The sequence below is a fragment of the Colwellia sp. BRX8-5 genome (assembly GCF_014077325.1).
Classification (GTDB): Bacteria; Pseudomonadota; Gammaproteobacteria; order Enterobacterales; family Alteromonadaceae; genus Colwellia_A.
On record NZ_JACGVR010000004.1, the window covers coordinates 181,172 to 200,282 of the forward strand.

Here is a 19,111-nt window from a genome sequence, read left to right on the forward strand (position 1 = left end):
GTGCGCTTTGGCTATCCAACTACAGATATTAAAAACTATTTTTGCAATTCAACACATATCAGTTTATTCACGTCGTTTAATATCACCAACCGTAAAATTAGTCTTTGCGATGATAGCGCCAACTTAATACCTCATAAGCTTGACGAATTTCGATAAAATCCGCCGCGCAGCCACCTTTATCGGGATGGGTAATGGCAATTTTCTTCTGATAGGCCCGACGTATCCCAAACCAATCAATATTTTTATCTACCTCTAACGTCGTTAGAGCAGCAGCAACCTTATCTACTGCACGGTATCTTTGCCAAAAACGGGAAAAGAGTGACTCCACTTCTGCAAGGGTAATGTTATTCAAGTTAGACCAGCTTAAATAGTAATGGGCTAGATCAGTATCGCGCATAGCCAAGGTACCTTTTGCGGCAGCATGATTTGGTACTAAACAAATTTCTAATGGAAAAATAGTCAGTAAAAAACCCTCACTTTTAATATCTCGTTGAATTTGATAAAGCGCATTCATAACAAAAAAATTCTTTTGAAATATGGCAATTTGAGGGTCAACATCCTTTTTTATCAGTAGCAAAAAATCCTGTTGGCAAAGATTGACTAAATCAATTATGGAACAAGCACAGTTTTGTTTTTTTAAATATCCCAGTATGTTAATAATCAAAGGATTGGTCATGGGTTCATTCCTTGTTGATTTAATACTTTTAAGCCAGTAGATAAATTAAAAGCTAACGTTAAACGGTTGTCTTCTGATGACAAGTTACCTTAACGGCTACGCGATCACTCGCGGGTAAGTTTAGTAACACACCTGCAATTGAAGACATAAACTATTTTCATCTCTTTTCAAGAAAATAAGTAATAGCTCACATGTAATGTCAAAAAATAATAACTAAAATTAATGATAGGCGCGTTAGACTGATTTGTTGATATTATGGATACTATTTATCTACTAGACAGCAAGAATCCACAAAATTTTCTGTATACCTTGTTCACCAAAGGTCTGCAATTTATTATTGTGCAGCAGTAAAGTATTAAAAAAGTCATTGCCTCTCACATATCAGGAGTAATGACTTGTTAGTATTATCTATCTTAAATTTTTTCGAATACAGTCACTCTTAACTTGCGGTCAACATTATCATCGGGAAAATCACACTCACTGGTAAAGCGTTCTGACATTTTCAAACTATGGCCAGATGATTCAATAATCTCGGCATCTGACTCATCCCACGTTGCATCATAACGATGAAATAAACAAATCAACCAACCGCCCTGACTTAAAAGCTTTGAACACATACTCACCAATTTAGAAAAATCTTGTCCTTTAGGCTGATGCTCTGCATAAGGTGATTTATAAACGGTTGGCGGTGGATCTAAAATAATGCCTTCGAACTGCTGACCACTTTTTATTGCCTTAGGTAAATGCTTATAGATATCACCCTTTATAAAACTGCGAGTGCCAAAGTCCATAGCATTTTTTTCGTAGCTTTTTTCAATACGCGGTAATAACGCTTTCGATCTGTCCAGGTGAATTGCGGCCTTCGCGTTCCCTTTTAAAGCCGCTATACCCAAACTGCCCGTGAATGAAAATAAATTCAATACACGACGGCCTTCACTATTATTAGCTAACCACTTACGAACGGGACGTGCATCCAGATATAAACCACAATTATGCATCGTATCGGCAAGCAAACTATAATAGACCCCGTATTCTTTGGTAAATTCTGGCGCATCAGCAATATCGCCATGAAGCGAGAACATTCTATTCTTCAAGCGTAACCCGAGAGTTTGATCACCTTTTGCCATAATAAGCGTGAAGGGAAAACACTGTAATAGTGCATCTTTGATTACATCAAGGTCCTCACGAATATCGTCTTTAAATTCGACCAAGGCCATAGTGCCAAATTTTTCAATAACTACACCCGGCGCTCCTTCGGTGTAACCATGGAAAACACGCCAAGAATCAAATTCATCTGATTCATTTAAGACTTTTCTATCATTCCATGCTTTTTCGATGAGATCTTGCCACTTTATAGTCAAATCTATGTCCTGCCCTTAGGTATATTTCTAGTGTGGATTGTCTATATTCGTTAGATAATAAGTTAACAAAGAACACACTATCGCTTAAAACTTGTCAGCACGAGTTACTTTGAAAGCAGAACATCAAATAAATAAAATAATATAATGCTGCATCAGCAACTTATTCAATCAATATTATAACTAACCACTGCCGGTGTTAATACTGATATCCTAATAAATCAACCTTGTTATTAAAAGTTCTCCTAATTGAACATATTTTGTTTAAGATACTTCTGCCTAAATACTATCAACATCAGCAGTAGTAAATAACTGAATAAACCACCACTACTTTTTTCCCTCTTATCATCACCAGTGTCAAGCGGCATGTTGTTAACGCTAAATTTAATAGTGTTGCTTACTGAAAGTCTTGGGTTACCGTTGTCAGTTACGGTCAAGTCTACTTGATATGAATTCCCGCCGGCCATAGAAGAGGGATCAAAACTAACAAGACCACCGTCGATAATAGGTGATGGAATAGTACCGGATATAAGCCAAACATAAGAAAGGATATCGTCAGCATTTTCATCGGTGGCGTTAGCAGATATTGTGACTAAACCTACGCTAATATCAACTGATGACACAGCCACATTATTCTGTGTTATCGACAAAGAAACTTCAGGAGATATATTAACCATCTCTTCGAAACAGCCCTTTTCATCAACACTTTCTCCTGATGGAGTATTTGGACACTGATCAAGGTTGTTCTCTATGCCGTCATTATCATCATCAGCATAAACAGCGGGCGTATTTTCATTACAGCGCTGGGCATTATTTTGATTGGTAGCAGTACAATGCGCCAAATAATCCACTTCCATGGTTACTTTACGCAGACTTGGGTCTATCGCCCCACCTAGATTTCCCCCCATAGCAACATTGAGTAAAACAAACATCGGTTCTTTATATTGTGGACAATTCGATACATTATGCGAAGTAACTAAGGTATCATCCATATAAAATGATATGTTGTTTTCATCCCATTCAATGGCGTAATCATGCCAATCGAGTACATCATTAGCGCCATTTGGATAAGTGAATCTCACTTCACTACCACAAGATCCCCCTCCGGTATTAAAAAAGTTAGTTATATAAGTGCTAGGACTATTGGCAAACCATTCCCAGACATCAATCTCGCCAGCACCTGGGTTGGGCCAGTTAACAAAGTCATCATCATTTTTACGGGGGCTTTCAGCGATACGATTCTCTAACATCCAAAACGCCGGCCAAGACCCCCTTTCAAGGTTATGAAAACGAATTCTTGACTCTATTCTGCCATAGAGAAACTCACGTTTATCTTTACCGTTAATTCGACCGGAGGTCCAATCTCTAGATTGATTATTCAAGCCTGCACAATTAGTTTGCTGCTTTCTGGCGATTATTTTTAAGGTGCCATTAGAAACATCAAAGTTCTTATCAATGGAACTATCATCATCGGTATAACATTGAACTTCATTATTAAAGTTGGCATCGACTTGGGCCGTCCAATTTTGCCAATTAACACTGTCCCCTGAAAAAGTATCTATATAGTTAACTTCCCAACCTGCCATAGTAGGTGTCGTTATTAACAAACTCAGCAAACTCATTAAAAACAGTCGACTTTTAAAGCTGATATTCTTTAGCATTGAATTAACATTGCACTGATAAACTGAATATTGGTTCATTATTATTCTCTTTTTTCTTAAAAGAACTTATTAAATCAATCGATAATCAATTTAATAAGCTGCCGATTTTATAGTGATTTTAAAAAGGCTATTAATGAAGCTTCGTCAGCATCAGAAAGTGCTTCATACTTAACTTTAGAAGCTTCTGATTCCCCACCATGCCAGAGAATTGCTTCATCAATCGTTCTCGCACGTCCGTCATGCAAATAACTATGCTCGGGCGTACAAACTTCATTACCTTGGCCGCCAACTGGGTTTTCTACACCTCCAGTAACGCAAGCCGACAAACCTATGCCCCATAGCGGTGTTGTTCGCCATTCAGCCCCTGTAGCGTTGCCCTCTCCTAAGTTGTCAGCAAGACCTTCACCCATATCATGTAACAGTAAGTCGGTATAAGGATGAATAGTTTGATCTCTTAGTTCTGTAAACGGGTGATAGATACTGGTTTGTAATGTTTGCGTATGACAATCCACACAACCAATACTTGAGAATAACGCTTGTCCTTGTTGTACCTGAGGATCATCAAGGCCACGTTGCGCTCGTACACCCAACAATGCGATGTATTTCACTAAATTGTTCAAGTGCTGGTCGCTTATTTCAGATTGGTCATGACCACATTCATTTCTTTCTTGTTGAGCAGAACCACAATCTGGTGATGGTAGTACAGAGGTCATCACCCCCATATCAGTATTAAACGCTGCCGCAACTTGATGCTTTATGCTTGATGTAGCGGCTTTCCAACCAAAACGCCCAAGGCGAATATCTTGGGTTTCGGGATCGATAGCACTTTGCGCTTTACCTGAAATACCAAAGGGAGCAAATTCATCATTAACATCAGCCATCGCTAAAATAGTTTCTTCAGGAATTGCTTCTAATAATCCTAGGCCAACGAGTTGAGGTGCAATGCGTGCTGAGAATTTTTCTGGCGTACCCGTTGAAAACTTATAATTAGGTGAACGTAAACCATTCACCTCAGTCCATGATTCAATAGCTACCGTTCCTTCACTTTGTACGCTTCCCGTATTCGATGGCTGTAAAACATCGCCACGCTGGGCATCGGGTTCACCATCAGCATCAGCAATTTTAAAGACCCATTTGTCTAATGCCTCGCCAATTGGTGCTGGAGCTGCCCTACCATTACGTTCATGACAACTTGCGCAACTATGATTAACAAAATGCGTACCTGACTTACCTACCATTTCTGAAAAAACACCATTGGCTGGGTCTTCATCATGCTTACCATCAACAAAAGAGGTATGATGAATACGTCTTCCTAAAACGAACGCTTGCCCATTTAAACTTGATAAATTAGTCGCCATTTGCATGAAATGGTCATTAGGTTCATTAGTATATTGATAAGGTAATGTGGTATTACCGCCTAACCAACCTTGTTTAGCGATAGGATGTGAGTTTTCACGCTCTGATGATTTATCATCAAAATCTCCGACTGTTTTCCAAGGAGCCATGCCACCTTTACCGACTTGGTAAAGATAAGTTGTGCCGTAATAATTTGACCGCCCCTCTGGAACGCCTAATAAAAACTGACTGACTTCAATTTCCATGTGTTGGCCAATACTGAGGGTTTCTATGCTGCCATTAAGTCCGCGAAACTCATTAATGGTTACTGAATATTTATATTGATCGCCATTTGTACTTGTTTGCACAAGGTCGTCGTCGTAACTACCGTGACCGACCGTCACAACGTTAGGCTCATAATTACCATGGTATTCAGCAACAGTATTCATTCCTGAATACCATGCTCTAAATTCTAACGCCTCAAGCTGCCATTGTGTTACCCATTCAATTAAAATAGATGAGCCGCCTTTAGCCACATAATCGGTGAATTTATAACGTGCTGTTCTATGAGTCCAATAATGAGAAAGGTAATGGTCGTATTGCTGAAATTGATCTTCTTTAGCATGACGATCACGTCCTCTGTCAGCAAACTTGGTGACCACAGCATCATTAGTTTCATAAATTAAAGCATGTTCTTGTGCCGTGCTAGAGGTATAAAGTGGCACGATATCACCAAAAAGTCCGTATTCTTGAAGGTTCCAACCCGCTATAGCCGCACCTTCAATAGTTCCTTTTTCGGTGTCACCTTTATAAAAGTATAACGGTTTACCCTGATAGGCAGCTTGTGTTGTGCCATCATTTCGATTAATGATTGATAAATTTGGCACACCAGAAGCGACACCATCAGTCACTAGAAGCGGAGGCCAATTAACCGCACAACCATCGTTGCAATTACTGCCGTCAGATCCAATGTCATTATCAAAGGTATATAAGCTAAAACTTGGCTTTTGGCTGTCTTCACCACCAACAAGAATATCGTTGTTAAACGCCACTTCAATTAACTGTTCTACGGCTTCACAGCCGAGAAAATCCACAAAGGTCCCGATAGGTGTATCTGGACAATTATCCAGATTATTAAATACGCCATCACCATCTGAGTCAGCGCACCCGACCTCATTAATTTCTGCATTTTCAAGCGTATCAGGACACAAATCTAGGTCGTTACTAATACCATCTAAATCATCATCAATAACCGCTGTTATTTGCAGCCAATTAATATTGAATGAACCTGCGTTTATCGCTAATCGTAAGGTAAAAGTACCGCTCGTCGTTAAAAACGAATTAACCACCTGGGTTTCAAAGGTTTGCCATCCCCCCGTGCTAGCAACATTGTCACTACCAATTGTATTGCCATTTATCGACAGCGTATAATTACCACCGCCTGAATCTGAAGCCACACGGCTGCTAATGGTATAAGTCCCAGCACTTAAGGTTACCGGGTATTCTAGCCATTCTGTTGCTTGGGTATAACCAATATTGTAACCGCCGCCCACATCAGTGGTAACTTCGATATCTACAGCGTCATTACGGTAACTTGCTCCGCCTTCATTGCTCGCTGTGGTATCAAAATAGCTGATGTAATCTTCTGCTTGAACAAGCACATCAACAACCTCTTCAATGACCGCACAGCCAGAGCTGTCTACCCTTGTATTGTCTGGAGTTTCAGGACAAGTATCATCTGCATCTTTAACACCATCATTATCACTGTCCGTATCGACACTAACAATAATGATGTCGCAACCACTCGTATCTACAGTGGTATTGGCTAATGTATTAGGACACGAATCGACTTGGTCGAATACCCCATCATTATCAGTATCTACATTGATAGTCTCTTTTTCTGTTGGAGTTGACCCACCTCCACAACTTATTAGCGTACTGAGTAATAACAATGAAAGCATTTTTTTTGAAAAAACACTTAAAGCTCCTGTTAGTGCGCTAAGATTTAATGTTAATTTGCTCATTATTTTATTATTCTTCTCTTAAAATATTCAATTAAGTCAATGATTAACCAGCTTAATGAATAATTTGGTTTATAACGATCCCAAAAGATAAACAGTACTGCTGCACTTATATCAATAAGCGCTAACTCTGCATTTTTGAATTATCTTACTGTCTAGCATCCTATAAATAGTCATGTTCAGACTTGACTATTTTTAGCACAATTATTGGCCAAACAGCATCGAAATACGGTCAAAGGGGGGGTAGAAAAAGTTGAAGTGGATAAAGGAAATGAACGAGTATTAATGATAAACTTTTGTTATCACCCTCACAAAAGCTTGCTTTGTTTTCATTTAAAACAATAACTTAAAAACTTTTACATTTATTTTATTTCGTACTCATATTTAATAAAAGTATAAAGATCTCACGAAAATAAAGCTCATTGTATATCTACATAGTTAACTATGTAGATATACAATTTATAAGTGCCTTAGGCAGGCGTAACACCGTCAGTACTGTCATCTAAGTCATTCACTTCAGCCGCCATTTTTCCTCGACGTGCCTCAAGTTTACTGCGGGTATCATGAGCCATTTTCTCAGTAATCGGGTAAGTAGCGACCATCCAAATAGCAACCACCGAACAAAGTACAGGCACAAGTACATCAGCTAAGCGCATATAAAACAGTGTATCAGCAGATTGGGCTCCAGCTAACGCGACATCAAAACCTGTTGCATGAAGTAAAAATCCGCCAGCTGCCATCGCCGCTGCCAAGCCTAATTTAACAACCCACCAATAAATTGAGCCAAACATACCTTCACGTCGCTCACCGGTTTCCAATTCATCAAGATCACAGACATCCGCAACCATAGATCCCATTAAGGTGAACAAACCGCCTAAACCAAAAGAGAAAAATATTGGTGGAATAATCACTAGCATTGGATTATCCGGTGTAAAACAAATCCATTTAAGTGCATAACCAAAGATAGAAATGGCAATGGTTATGAAAAAAGCATTTCGCTTCCCTAACCAGCTTGATAATTTAGTAACAATAAAAATAGCACAAGACGTTGAAATAAATGACACCGTACCCGCCCAACCGACATATTCAGCACCTAATGCTTGATCGCCGCCAAAGACATAATAAATAATCACGTAACTTTGGAAAGCTGAAACCATCATAAAGCCGTTGAACACTAAAAAGGTTGCGCCACATAAACTAAGGAAAGGCTTAAATTTAAGTGTAATTAAAAAGCCCTTAAAGAAATCAGTAACGGCATAACTCAAGCTTCTTGGTTTTACTGGTGGTGCATTCGGGTCAATAATTGTTTTTGAAGTTGCTATGGGTGTAAAGCGTTCAGTAAGAAATATTGCCGGTAAAATACCAACAATAATAGTAAATAGCCCAATAATGACGGCCAACCAACTGGCGCCTTCAATCATATCGCTAAACAGCGATTCATTTTGCATAAACAGTAAGAACCAAGGTGCAAATAACCAAGCAAATTGGCCCATAAAATTCTGCACAGCCATGATGCTGGTACGTTCATGATAATCAGGCGTTAATTCATAGCCTAATGCGACCCAAGGTGTTGCAAAAATAGTATAGGCTAGATAAAAAATGATAGAACCAATTAAAAAGAACCAAAAGTAAAATTCTTCACTCTGGCCTCTCGGTAATTGCCATAACAAGGCAAAAGTAATACCTGCGACAATAGCGCCCCAAAATATATAAGGTCTGCGTCGACCCCACTTTGATCTTGTGTGATCGGAAATATACCCCATTAGCGGATCGGTAAAGGCATCGACCAAACGAGGTAATGCACCTAACAAACCCACTAAAGCTGGATTCATACCTAAACCCAAGTTAAGCACTATGGTCATAGTACCAATTGCCGCACCTAATAAGTTATTTACGAAAGCGCCGAAGCCATAGATAATTTTTCTTAGTGTGGAAATTTTATCTTCAGTCGCGGTTTGATAATGTTCTTGCGTACTCATAAAGCGCTATTCCGTTAAAATGATTATTGAATGAAACTTTAGCCTAATTAAAATTTAGTGAAAGGTTTCAATTATAAATGTCATTTGACACTATATAATTGTAAATCTTAAACAATATAAAAACGATGAGTCGGTCATTGTGGGGCGATGAAATGGTCACAATGAGCTTTTTAAATTGATATAATTTTTTCTACTAGCTCAATAGTCCAATAAAAGTATTTACTGAAAAATTGATAAAATCCCAATAACCTCGAAATAAGTCCACCCTACCGTATTTTAGTTGTATCAATTTACATTCGTAATAGTCTGTTAAAGTAAACTAATTTATAAATAATATGGCTAAGGTTAATTAACCGTTTAAATTTATATTTTTAATTTCATTTGAGAGATGTAATACCTGTAAATATTTGTCAGCAACTAAGCAACGCTAAGGATCTAGATATAGCGTTTTACGTGCCTGCTTAGCTCACTCAAATGACATTAAAATAAAATTGGCAAAATGAAGAAATTAAATAATGTCAGGATAACTCAATACTATGCAGCCACTACTTAGTCAGCCGTCAATAAAGGAACAAGTTGATGAGCTAATGTCAAAAATGACATTAGCACAAAAAATTGGACAAATGACCCAAGCTGAACGACTGAGCTGTACGCCCGATGATGTCAGAAAGTACCATTTAGGTTCGGTATTGAGTGGCGCAGGTTCATTACCCGAAAATAATGATCTTAACAGTTGGCTAAAAACAACCGATAGCTATTGGCAAGCATCAATGGTTAGTGACGAAAATCATTTAGCAATCCCCTTACTCTATGGTGTTGATGCCATACATGGTCACAATAATCTTAAGGGAGCAACAATTTTCCCACACAATATCGGTTTAGGTGCTGCCGCCGATGCTGATTTAATAGCACGTATTGCACAAGTAACACGAAAAGAGGTATTAGCGAGTGGCGTCGATTGGGTCTTTGCACCCAACCTAGCTGTTGCACAAAATATTCAATGGGGTCGCAGCTATGAAAGCTACGCTCAAACCCCAGAATTAATTAATCAATACGCAAGTGAAATTATCAACGGTCTTCATGGAAAGCTTGCTGGTGAAGGCGTTATCGCTTGTGTCAAACATTGGGTTGGCGATGGAGCTACAACGCATGGTATTGACCAAGGTGATGCTAATATTTCTTGGCAAGAACTCAACAATACCCATATTAGCCCCTACATAATCGCTTTAAAAGCGGGGGCAATGACAGTTATGGCGTCATTTAATAGTTGGAATGGCAACAAGTGCCATGGCCATAAGTATCTGCTCACGGATGTACTAAAACAACAATTGAATTTTTCTGGTTTCATTGTTTCTGACATGAATGGTATTGATTACCTCTGTGATGATTTTTATCTCGCGGTTGCTCAAGGCGTTAATGCTGGCATCGATATGTTTATGCTCCCCGAAAACTGGCAGCAATTTATTCACCATCTTCATAACCATGTTGAATTAGGAACTGTGCCTATATCAAGAATTAATGACGCCGTCCGCCGGATATTGTCAGTAAAGTTTGCCAGCGGATTATTTAATTCGCCTCGTCCCAGTGAAAGGATTTGGGCAAATAATGTTAGTTTTGGTGCTAGTGCGCATAGGAATATTGCACGAGAAGCGGTCAGAAAGTCACTTGTGCTGTTAAAAAACAAGAAAAACACACTGCCTTTAAAAAAGCAGGCTCGAATTTTAGTTACGGGTAAGAATGCTGATAATATCGGTCATCAGTGCGGAGGGTTTACCATTGATTGGCAAGGTGTATCAGGAAACGATCAATTTGAAGGAGCCACTTCTGTCTGGCAAGGTATTTCAGCGGTTGCGCCCAATGCGGTATTAAGGCGTGATAGTGATGTTTCAGCAATATCGGCAAAAGATCATGATATCGCTGTGGTGGTGATCGGTGAGTACCCTTATGCAGAAGGCCATGGTGATATCAGAGATTGTGAAAACCTTATAATAGAGGCAGGATCACAAATAAACGGTCAAGTAAATATTTCAGCGCCCTATGGCAACTCACTAGCATTAAAACAGTTACACCCAGAAGACTATCTATTGATAAAAGATATTAGTGATAAGGGCATACCCCTGGTTGTTATTTTGATCTCAGGGAGAACATTAATCATTAATGACGAATTAGATAAGTCAGCAGCATTCATTGCTGCTTGGCTTCCTGGCTCGGAAGGCCAAGGTGTTAGTGACATGCTCTTTGGCGAGTTTAACTTTCAGGGAAAGCTGTCTTTTTCTTGGCCCAAAAAAACCTCAGCAGAAAAGAAGAAAAATAACACCAAACCACTCTTCCCCATCGGTTATGGTTTACGTTACAAAAAATAAAATAATGATATTCACTGGCAATAAATCCTACGATGATAGTGCATTCACACTTAGTGAGCACCCACCATCACTTAGAGCAACTGGCAATAGGATGGACTAATGCTTTGGTAATTTTTCCCTGTTGGTGTTTAACCAATGGTTGATTAATATAGCCAGTAAATTTAGCTGACATGCGTTCAGATATTAAGGTAGCGCCTGAGCTTAAATTGGCAATAAACCCCGTGGACTTTTGTAGTTTTTGTTTCTTTTTATTGGCATTTTTATTGGCGTTATCACTATGTGAATCGACCGATAAGCAGCCCGCAGCGAAGCTCTGTTCACGACTCGCGGCAAGAATACAAATTCTATTTTCTGCGGCACGCGATAACAAGCAATATTCAACCTCACCTGGCTCTTGAATTTCAAAAGGCACCAGTAATAAGTGAACTTGATTCAACGCCGCTACGTTAACTATTTCAGGTATGGTTGCATCATCAGCTGTTAGCATAACAAGCTTGATATTACCTTGCTCTAACGGTAATTCTACAAGAGTTAACGCATCTCCAAGTGGTGTCCACTGGTATCGTTGGCAAAAGTGTAATTGCTGCTGTTTTGCCAATAAACCCTGTTCGCTTATTAACACCGCCTGATGTGCGCCATCAATCACTAAACTAGTACACACATATTGAAAAGGTCTCAGTACTGAGCTGATTTGTATAATGAGTTGTTTACTCAAAGAGGCTATATCGGCGAGTTGCTCAGCATTATTCGTTATGGTTTTATCTGCAATAAAAAATAACTCAGGCAATTGAATAATATCACTGAGGTTGTTTTCAATGTAAAAACAAACATCTTCAATGGCTTGTTCATTAGACTTATAGGTTGCAAATATTGCGACATTCGCCGTTTCGGGAACCTTGTCATTATTCATATGCTTAGCCACCTTTTTTATCGGTAATGTTAGCGCTTGATAAAGTTCAGGGCGTCGTTGCATAAAGACATCGCTGCCATCAGGTCGGCATTTGTTATTGGGTGCTATCGCAGAGTTTTCTAAATCAAGATCAGCAAACACAAAACCTGCTTCATTATGGTTCATTTTAGCGAGTACTTTACCCTCAGGAGAAACTATTTGGCTTTGGCCTGCGCCACTTAGAGATCCCGTTGCTGACAATCGACCAATTTTATTTGCTGTGGCCAAAAATACTTTATTTTCACACGCTCGAGCTGGGTCATGTAAGTGACTTTGATCGTAGGAAAATGTGCTTATTGAATTACAGAATAATTGCCCACCTTGCAAAGCTAATTCACGAGAGGTGTTAAAGGTCATCGTGTCATTACCCATTAACAGTCCAATTTTTGCTAGCGGCGTTAAAGTTAACGTAGACGCCTGACTTGCATTAATAAAAAAATCATTTTCATGACCTTCTAATTTTTGTTTATCGACTTGGTCAAGGCGTTGCCCAAACGGCGAAAATAAACAAGTGGTTATACTAACACCTGCTTTAATCGCATCCTTTTTTTGTTCAGGTGACCAGCTACTTGCAGCATATCGCCTTAAAGTAACGTTAATTACGATGTAGCAGTGATGCTTTTTGGCTTGTTCTGCAATAGCCAGTAAAAAAGGACCGTCAATGTCTAAAGCTTGATGCCAAGCCTGACTACGGTCCTTGTACCCTGGTTCGGTATGGCAAAAAAGTGTATTACAAAATTGAGGTAACACTATGAGTGCTGGCTGACAGACGGCCGCCTCATTTATCATACCCAGGCAGGTTACTTGATTTTCTTGAACATCCAAAGTGGTGGCAAATTGAGAAACGGCGACTCGCATGATATTTTTTCCGGATAATGGGCTGGTGCAGTGATGCAAGCTTAAAGTCATAACTTTAAGCGAGGGGATATTATACTATTAAACATTGCAGCCCAAACTTTCGACAAACTTAAGGGTGGGCTAACAATTAAGGGGTTAGCAATAGTAGGTGATTAAACCTTATAACGTTGCGTTACTTATAAAAATTTCATTTGCATACCCAAACTAATGCGTTGTTGATGACGGTCATAGTCGATAAGTGAATCCCCATAACCATTAAAGTACTGTATCAAGAAGTCATAACCTTCAGTCAATGAATAAGAAAGATTTAGTTCGACACTACCTTTATTATCACTCAATTTAAGATTATTTCGCACCGCAGTGAAAAGGTTGAATTTGCCTAGCTGAGTACCAACACCAAATTCCATATGCCCAAGATAGTCTGTAATATCTGGATTGTCATCACCAATCACAGAAAGTGGTGTTTCTTTTTCATCTTCAGCTAGTCGATGCCAAGCTTTTATATAATAAAAAGCACTTTCGTCACTAAACACTAACGAAGCAAAAACTCGGTTCCAACTGCGCGATGAAAGACCACTTTGACCATTGGATTGATGATTGATGCCAAACTGAACTTGATTAAACTCAAAGCCTAATATGCTGTGATTCTGTTGCCAACTGTAAAATAATTCAGGTTCGTAATTTGTTTCTCGAAAAGGTTTAGATGCCTCACTGTTGTACAATTGCCAATACGATACTGCGGTAAAACCAAAGTACAGACCTGAAGCATCAGTCGTTGGTAAATATATAGGAAACTTGATGCTAATTTGATATTTAGCCTCTACATTATCAACATTATCATTAGTTAACTCTTCAACCGTGCGGGTACCTGGTTTACTAATATAGGAGACTGGCAGTAGGTAATTTAATCTATGTTGCGAAATAGCAAAGGGGTTAGCGGTTGTTTTCAAAAGCGCTTGTTCTCTTTTCTCTAGAATAGATTTTTCTTTTTTTGTGGCGACACTTACTTCTTCAGCCATTAATAACTGAGGTAAAAAAAGCAGGATTAAGCATAAGGTTTTAGTTATAACTGTTGGTATATGGACGTTGTTCAAGTGTTATTTCTCATAAAAATTTAGTATAGGATCGACTTATCAATCAATGTTTAAAGGCATTGTGATAGTCGCTCAGTTTATTTTTCGTCATTCACTGTTTTGTTATTAAGTACTTAAACAGGGGTTGATTAAGTACATTGTTAACTAGAGTTAATAATAGCGATAATAACAGGTAAATCCAATTGGGTCAGTCAAACTTATTTGTAAAAGTAGTTTACATAAGCACCAGGGTGCGGCTTATTGGCCTTCTGCTGATGATTAAAACAAGGCTAATTAAATCAAAATATAAGTCGCAGTCCCTAAAAAGATTAAAAAACCAACCGCATCGGTTATGGTTGTTAAAATAACACCGCCCGCAATGGCTGGGTCTACACCCAGTTTTTTCAATATTATAGGAATAAGCGCACCTGAAAGCGTACCGGTAAGGCTCACAACAAAAAGAGCCAGCGCAAAAACGCCCCCTAACTGCCAATCGTCATACCATAAAATTGTAATTAAAAAGACCACTGCAGCCCATAATATGCCATTAATAAAAGAGACTTTTAATTCATGAATGGTCAGCGAAACAATATTGGCACTACTGACTAAATCGCGCGCAATACCACGAGTAACGACAGTTAACGTTTGGCTACCTGTAACGCCTCCCATGCTTGCCACTACGGGCATGAGTACCGCGAGCGCGACAAGTTGTTCTATTGATGCTTCAAAAAAGCCAATGACCCAAGCGGCCACAAAGGCGGTGATTAAATTGGTGCCTAGCCAAATAGCTCGATTAAAAGAAATATGAGAAACAGGGGCAAACATATCGAGCTCTTCATTAAGGCCGGCGGAGGCCAATAAACGCTGCTCTGAATTATGTTTTAGCACATCGATAACATCATCAACCGTTATTCGACCCAACAAAAAATTATTTTCATCTACAACTGGCGCAGAGATTAAATCATGGTCTTCGAAAATTTGTGCAACCTGAATGGCCGATTGTAACGAATCAATCAAGGGCACATCGTTTTTCATTACATCGCCAACCGACAAGCTATTATCCATTGAAACCAAGTCACTAAGATATAAGGTTCCTTGTACCTTGTTATTTCTGTCAACAACAACCAGTTGGTCAAGTTGTTCGGGCAACATACCTTCTTTTTTTCTTAACTTACACAAATACCGATAGACGGCTTTAAGACTAACATCCTTTCTGACCGCCGTAGCGTCAACATCCATCATACCGCCGGCTGTATTATCAGGAAAAGAGGCCACTGTTTGGTAACGCTCTTTTCGCTGACTATCCATGGCCTCAACCATAGCGCTTACTACTGGTAATGGTAAATCAGCATCAATGTCGGCTAACTCATCCATTTGAAGCGTCGATAAACATTTAAGTAAATCAGCTTCACTGGTTTTTTTAATCAAAAATTGGCGCAGTTCGCGGTGCACTGAGAGTAAGACTTCACCCTTGTAATTAACCGGGATCAAACTCCAAAAATCATCGCGATATTTATTGGGTAGTGATTCGAGTAATCGGCCCAATTTAGCCGGATGATATTTCTCTATTGAAATCAACAGCTCACGATCGTCTTCTTGCTCTAATGAATGCGTTAATTGGCTAACAAGTTTGGTAAAAGTATTGCTCATAGGATCCACTTATAGTGATTAATTCAATATTTACTGGAAAAGGCGTGCTTAGCAAGTTGCTTGAGCGTAATTTAGTCGCAATCACCACTGACATCAAGGCTTATTAATAGGTCAAGCTATTGCTTGAAAAGCCCGGCTAAATTTATGTAAATAAAACACTTACTTTAGGCGCTTAACAATAAGTCATCGCTAAAAGCGCTAGCCAGTCACTAGATATTAAAATAACGAGGACAAAAATAATTTTAACAATATGCATATAATAATGTAGACAAAGCAGTGCATTGGCCTTATAAAAACATTAAAATTGTACCATTTGCTAACTTTACTGGACCACCACTTTTTAGCCTTTAAATAATAGATAGAAGTAAGGCTTTCTCTATTTCTTGTTATAGAAAGCCTTAATGTAAACACTGAGTGCCAGTAATGCTAACCGGTAAGCTAACACCTACAAATCGTCAATAGGCCTAGTAATAATAACGTTTAAATATCGCCTGAGGTTTTTAATTACTTGGCTTACCAAATGATAATGACTGCAATAATTTTATTATTTTAAAATACCACACAACAAAACAATTAGAGTATACACTGAGCCAATTATTTGTATTAAACAAGGGTTACAATGAAGGAAAATATGCAGACATTCATCGCTTTATTGTCAGCAGATGACGATAATGATTTACGCCAACATTATTTAGCTTCAAGTGAGTCGGAAAATATCATTCAATTAGCTTATCTATTTCAACAAGGAATAGCGCAAGTCGCATCGTTTGATTTTTATCAACAATTAACCACGACATTAATAGCCAGTAAAATTTTACCTGTTGCGCTTATCGCACAAATTAAAACCAACGACACATTGAGTTTTTTTACCCCTGCCCTTCAGGTACAAGACAACTTTACAAAAACAGATCGCAGACAGCGCAATGCTTTACATTATTTATTCGCTGGCAATAAAGCAGTCGCCAGTACCCCACCCTTTATTTATTTACGTTCAATGATGTTATTTGGCAGCAATAATACCTTACGTGATGCACTCTGCCAGCGTGACCACGAAAACTTAACTCCCATTGAAGTTTATTTATCGACTAATCAAAATTTAATTTCGCTAGCGCCGCACGAACTTACCGCATTATTGGCCTTAATAGAGATCGAAAGTAAACAACAGCCCTTAGCCACAACCAACTACTCAAAGGTAATTAAAGTGCTTGCTGAATTATGTTCTCGTCAAGATAAGCACTTTGACAGTGAGCTACAACGTCTTATCTTGGTCGCCATCTACTACAAAAAAGCCATTAACGATATCGTTAATGGCTTACACTAAATTCCAGTTGGCGTTATCGCAATGATTATTGAGACTTGTTATCTTGTAAAAATTGTTTAACAACTAATACTGTTGCCTGAGGGTTTTCTTCGTGAGGTACATGCCCTAAATCATCAAAGACAACTAATTGACTGTTGATAATATCTTTCTTAAATTTCATCGCAAGCTTGATGGGGATGAGCTTATCTTTTCTTCCCCAAATGATAAGCGTTGGTACATTTATTGTTGAGATCTTTTTGGCTAAATCCCCGGGGACCGTCTGCTTAAAGCGTTCTTTTAGAGCGTTACGATTTCCTTCACGAAGCGTCAAATCATAGTATCTGTCAACTAATTCACTGGTGACTAAGTCAGGGTTTCCATAAACATTCTCAACACTTTTTTTCACCAAAGATTTAGGTAAAACGTTTTTTAATAACCGGCTCGTTATCGGATTTTTAGACAATTTAAAGGCTAAGGGTAAAGATTCAGACTTAAAAGGATAGCCACTCGCGTCGACTAAAATTATTTGAGAGACTCGCTCTGGATATAACACTGCGGTAGCCCAAGCAATATACCCGCCTAAAGAGTTACCTGCTAATACACTTTTTTTAACCTTTAACTTATCTAACACAGCAATAACAACTTCAGCATAATGTTCAATAGTATAATTATTTTTAGGATCGGGGCCGGTTAGACCAAAGGCAGGTAAATCAAAGCGAATAACTCTGCGTTGTGTTTTTAGTTGGTCAACCCAGCCATCCCATGTATGTAATGACGCGCTCGTACCATGAATTAAGACAATAGGATCTTCATCAGACTTTGGTCCTTCATCTCTAAAATGTATATTCATACCAGCAATCTGCATAAATTGTGATGGCTCAGCAGCCCAGCGCTTGCTGAGTTCAGCGACAGACTTATCAGGTGCTTGATTAACATAAAGATAACTGGCAAATAAAACGACTACGCTTAGTAGTATAAACAGACTGATTTTTAAAATTCTCAAGAGATTATTGGCCTTTTTCTCTATATATTGTTGATGAAGATTGATTGTAGCTGAATTTATTCTATCAGTATCAGCTACAATGAATAATCATCCCGGGTAAATATCCAAACGCTAACAACGCCATAATGATAAGTTGTTATTAAGCATAATCGTAATGACCTCCAGACTTAAGGGCTTTTTGATAGGCTGAACGGGCTTGAAAACGCTTAACGTAAGCGGTAATTTCTGGGTAGTTATTGTCATTTGAACTTTTGGCAACCCAAGCCTCTAGAGGAAAACTCATTTGAATATCAGCACCAGATAATTCTTCTCCAGCAAACCACTGATTATTTTTTAAATGGCTTTCGATAAAGTCTAAGTTCCCGGTAATATTTGGCCCAACATAGCCTTTCATTACTTTTTTCACAATCCCTCTAGCAATTGGCTTAACAAAAAAGGGCATCGTACTTTTCAATATTTTTTCAAAGATTATTTTTAGTAATAATTGTGGCATCAATGTTCCCTCAGCAAAATGTAACCAGTATATATACTGGCGATGTGCTTCTGTGCCAATATCGGGAGTAAAATCATCACCACCATAAGTTTGTGCAAGGTATTCAATAATGGCTCCAGACTCAGCAACAGTAATGCCACCATCAGTGATCACTGGAGATTTACCCAATGGATGTACTTTCTTTAAGGTGTTAGGCGCTAAATTTGTTTTTAGGTCTCGCTCATAACGCTTAACTTCATAAGGGACGCCAAGCTCTTCTAAAGCCCAAAGTACCCGCTGCGAACGTGAGTTATTAAGGTGGTGTACAACAATCATAGTTTTCCCCATTAAGATAAAAGCCTAGAGCCAACTATTGTACTATAAATTGCTATCATGATTTATTCGTGATGACC

The 19,111-nt window shown here is 38.7% G+C and carries 12 protein-coding genes; 2 read left to right on the top strand and 10 right to left on the bottom strand.

The window, feature by feature from the left end; all coding sequences use genetic code 11:
- Positions 1-97: 97 nt before the first annotated feature.
- The 5 genes from H4J62_RS04745 to H4J62_RS04765 all read right to left on the bottom strand — a co-directional run bounded on the left by H4J62_RS04745 (position 98) and on the right by H4J62_RS04765 (position 9,030).
- Positions 98-676 (bottom strand): DNA-J related domain-containing protein, encoded by a 579-nt coding sequence (locus tag H4J62_RS04745; protein WP_182214899.1) that lies wholly within the window; start codon positions 674-676, stop codon positions 98-100.
- Positions 677-1,089: 413 nt separating this feature from the next.
- Positions 1,090-2,037, bottom strand: coding sequence for a class I SAM-dependent methyltransferase (locus H4J62_RS04750; RefSeq protein ID WP_182214897.1), 948 nt, complete (start codon positions 2,035-2,037; stop codon positions 1,090-1,092).
- Positions 2,038-2,279: 242 nt separating this feature from the next.
- The gene (locus tag H4J62_RS04755) at positions 2,280-3,734 is read right to left on the bottom strand and encodes a glycoside hydrolase family 16 protein (RefSeq protein WP_259364598.1); all 1,455 of its coding nucleotides are present in this window, start codon (positions 3,732-3,734) and stop codon (positions 2,280-2,282) included.
- Between the two features lie 68 nt (positions 3,735-3,802).
- Positions 3,803-7,054 carry a di-heme oxidoredictase family protein gene (locus H4J62_RS20630; protein WP_182214895.1) on the bottom strand — a complete coding sequence of 1,084 codons (3,252 nt, stop codon included), beginning with the start codon at positions 7,052-7,054 and terminating at the stop codon, positions 3,803-3,805.
- A 467-nt stretch (positions 7,055-7,521) separates the two neighbouring features.
- Entirely contained in the window at positions 7,522-9,030 is a 1,509-nt protein-coding gene (locus H4J62_RS04765) for an MFS transporter (RefSeq protein WP_182214893.1), read from the bottom strand.
- Between the two features lie 536 nt (positions 9,031-9,566).
- Between H4J62_RS04765 and H4J62_RS04770 the strand changes: the two genes are divergently transcribed.
- Complete coding sequence (locus H4J62_RS04770) at positions 9,567-11,393, top strand: glycoside hydrolase family 3 protein (protein ID WP_182214891.1); 1,827 nt, start codon at positions 9,567-9,569, stop codon at positions 11,391-11,393.
- 67 nt (positions 11,394-11,460) lie between these two features.
- Here the strand turns inward: H4J62_RS04770 and H4J62_RS04775 are convergent, their stop codons facing one another.
- The 3 genes from H4J62_RS04775 to mgtE form a co-directional block, all read right to left on the bottom strand.
- Positions 11,461-13,200 carry a nitrilase-related carbon-nitrogen hydrolase gene (locus H4J62_RS04775; protein ID WP_182214890.1) on the bottom strand — a complete coding sequence of 580 codons (1,740 nt, stop codon included), beginning with the start codon at positions 13,198-13,200 and terminating at the stop codon, positions 11,461-11,463.
- Positions 13,201-13,376: 176 nt separating this feature from the next.
- On the bottom strand, positions 13,377-14,219 hold the full coding sequence (locus H4J62_RS04780) for a phospholipase A (RefSeq protein ID WP_157470793.1): 843 nt from the start codon (positions 14,217-14,219) through the stop codon (positions 13,377-13,379).
- A 348-nt stretch (positions 14,220-14,567) separates the two neighbouring features.
- Complete coding sequence (mgtE, locus tag H4J62_RS04785; protein WP_182214888.1) at positions 14,568-15,923, bottom strand: magnesium transporter; 1,356 nt, start codon at positions 15,921-15,923, stop codon at positions 14,568-14,570.
- Positions 15,924-16,554: 631 nt separating this feature from the next.
- Here mgtE and H4J62_RS04790 point away from each other — a divergent pair.
- A complete protein-coding gene (locus tag H4J62_RS04790) occupies positions 16,555-17,244 on the top strand; it encodes a hypothetical protein (protein ID WP_182214887.1) in 690 nt (229 codons plus the stop codon).
- A gap of 25 nt (positions 17,245-17,269) precedes the next feature.
- Here H4J62_RS04790 and H4J62_RS04795 read toward each other — a convergent pair whose 3' ends face one another.
- Together H4J62_RS04795 and H4J62_RS04800 are read right to left on the bottom strand one after the other, a co-directional pair.
- Positions 17,270-18,226: an alpha/beta fold hydrolase gene (locus H4J62_RS04795; protein WP_220465247.1), complete on the bottom strand. Its 957-nt coding sequence runs from the start codon at positions 18,224-18,226 to the stop codon at positions 17,270-17,272.
- Between the two features lie 139 nt (positions 18,227-18,365).
- On the bottom strand, positions 18,366-19,034 hold the full coding sequence (locus H4J62_RS04800) for a glutathione S-transferase family protein (RefSeq protein WP_182214885.1): 669 nt from the start codon (positions 19,032-19,034) through the stop codon (positions 18,366-18,368).
- Positions 19,035-19,111: the final 77 nt, after the last annotated feature.

Coding starts and splice junctions, on each gene's coding strand:
- H4J62_RS04770 (WP_182214891.1), top strand. CDS start 9,567: ATGCAGCCACTACTTAGTCAGCCGTCAATAAAGGAACAAGTTGATGAG.
- mgtE (WP_182214888.1), bottom strand. CDS start 15,923: ATGAGCAATACTTTTACCAAACTTGTTAGCCAATTAACGCATTCATTA.
- H4J62_RS04780 (WP_157470793.1), bottom strand. CDS start 14,219: ATGGCTGAAGAAGTAAGTGTCGCCACAAAAAAAGAAAAATCTATTCTA.
- H4J62_RS04775 (WP_182214890.1), bottom strand. CDS start 13,200: ATGCGAGTCGCCGTTTCTCAATTTGCCACCACTTTGGATGTTCAAGAA.
- H4J62_RS04765 (WP_182214893.1), bottom strand. CDS start 9,030: ATGAGTACGCAAGAACATTATCAAACCGCGACTGAAGATAAAATTTCC.
- H4J62_RS04800 (WP_182214885.1), bottom strand. CDS start 19,034: ATGATTGTTGTACACCACCTTAATAACTCACGTTCGCAGCGGGTACTT.
- H4J62_RS04790 (WP_182214887.1), top strand. CDS start 16,555: ATGCAGACATTCATCGCTTTATTGTCAGCAGATGACGATAATGATTTA.
- H4J62_RS04755 (WP_259364598.1), bottom strand. CDS start 3,734: ATGAACCAATATTCAGTTTATCAGTGCAATGTTAATTCAATGCTAAAG.
- H4J62_RS04745 (WP_182214899.1), bottom strand. CDS start 676: ATGACCAATCCTTTGATTATTAACATACTGGGATATTTAAAAAAACAA.
- H4J62_RS20630 (WP_182214895.1), bottom strand. CDS start 7,054: ATGAGCAAATTAACATTAAATCTTAGCGCACTAACAGGAGCTTTAAGT.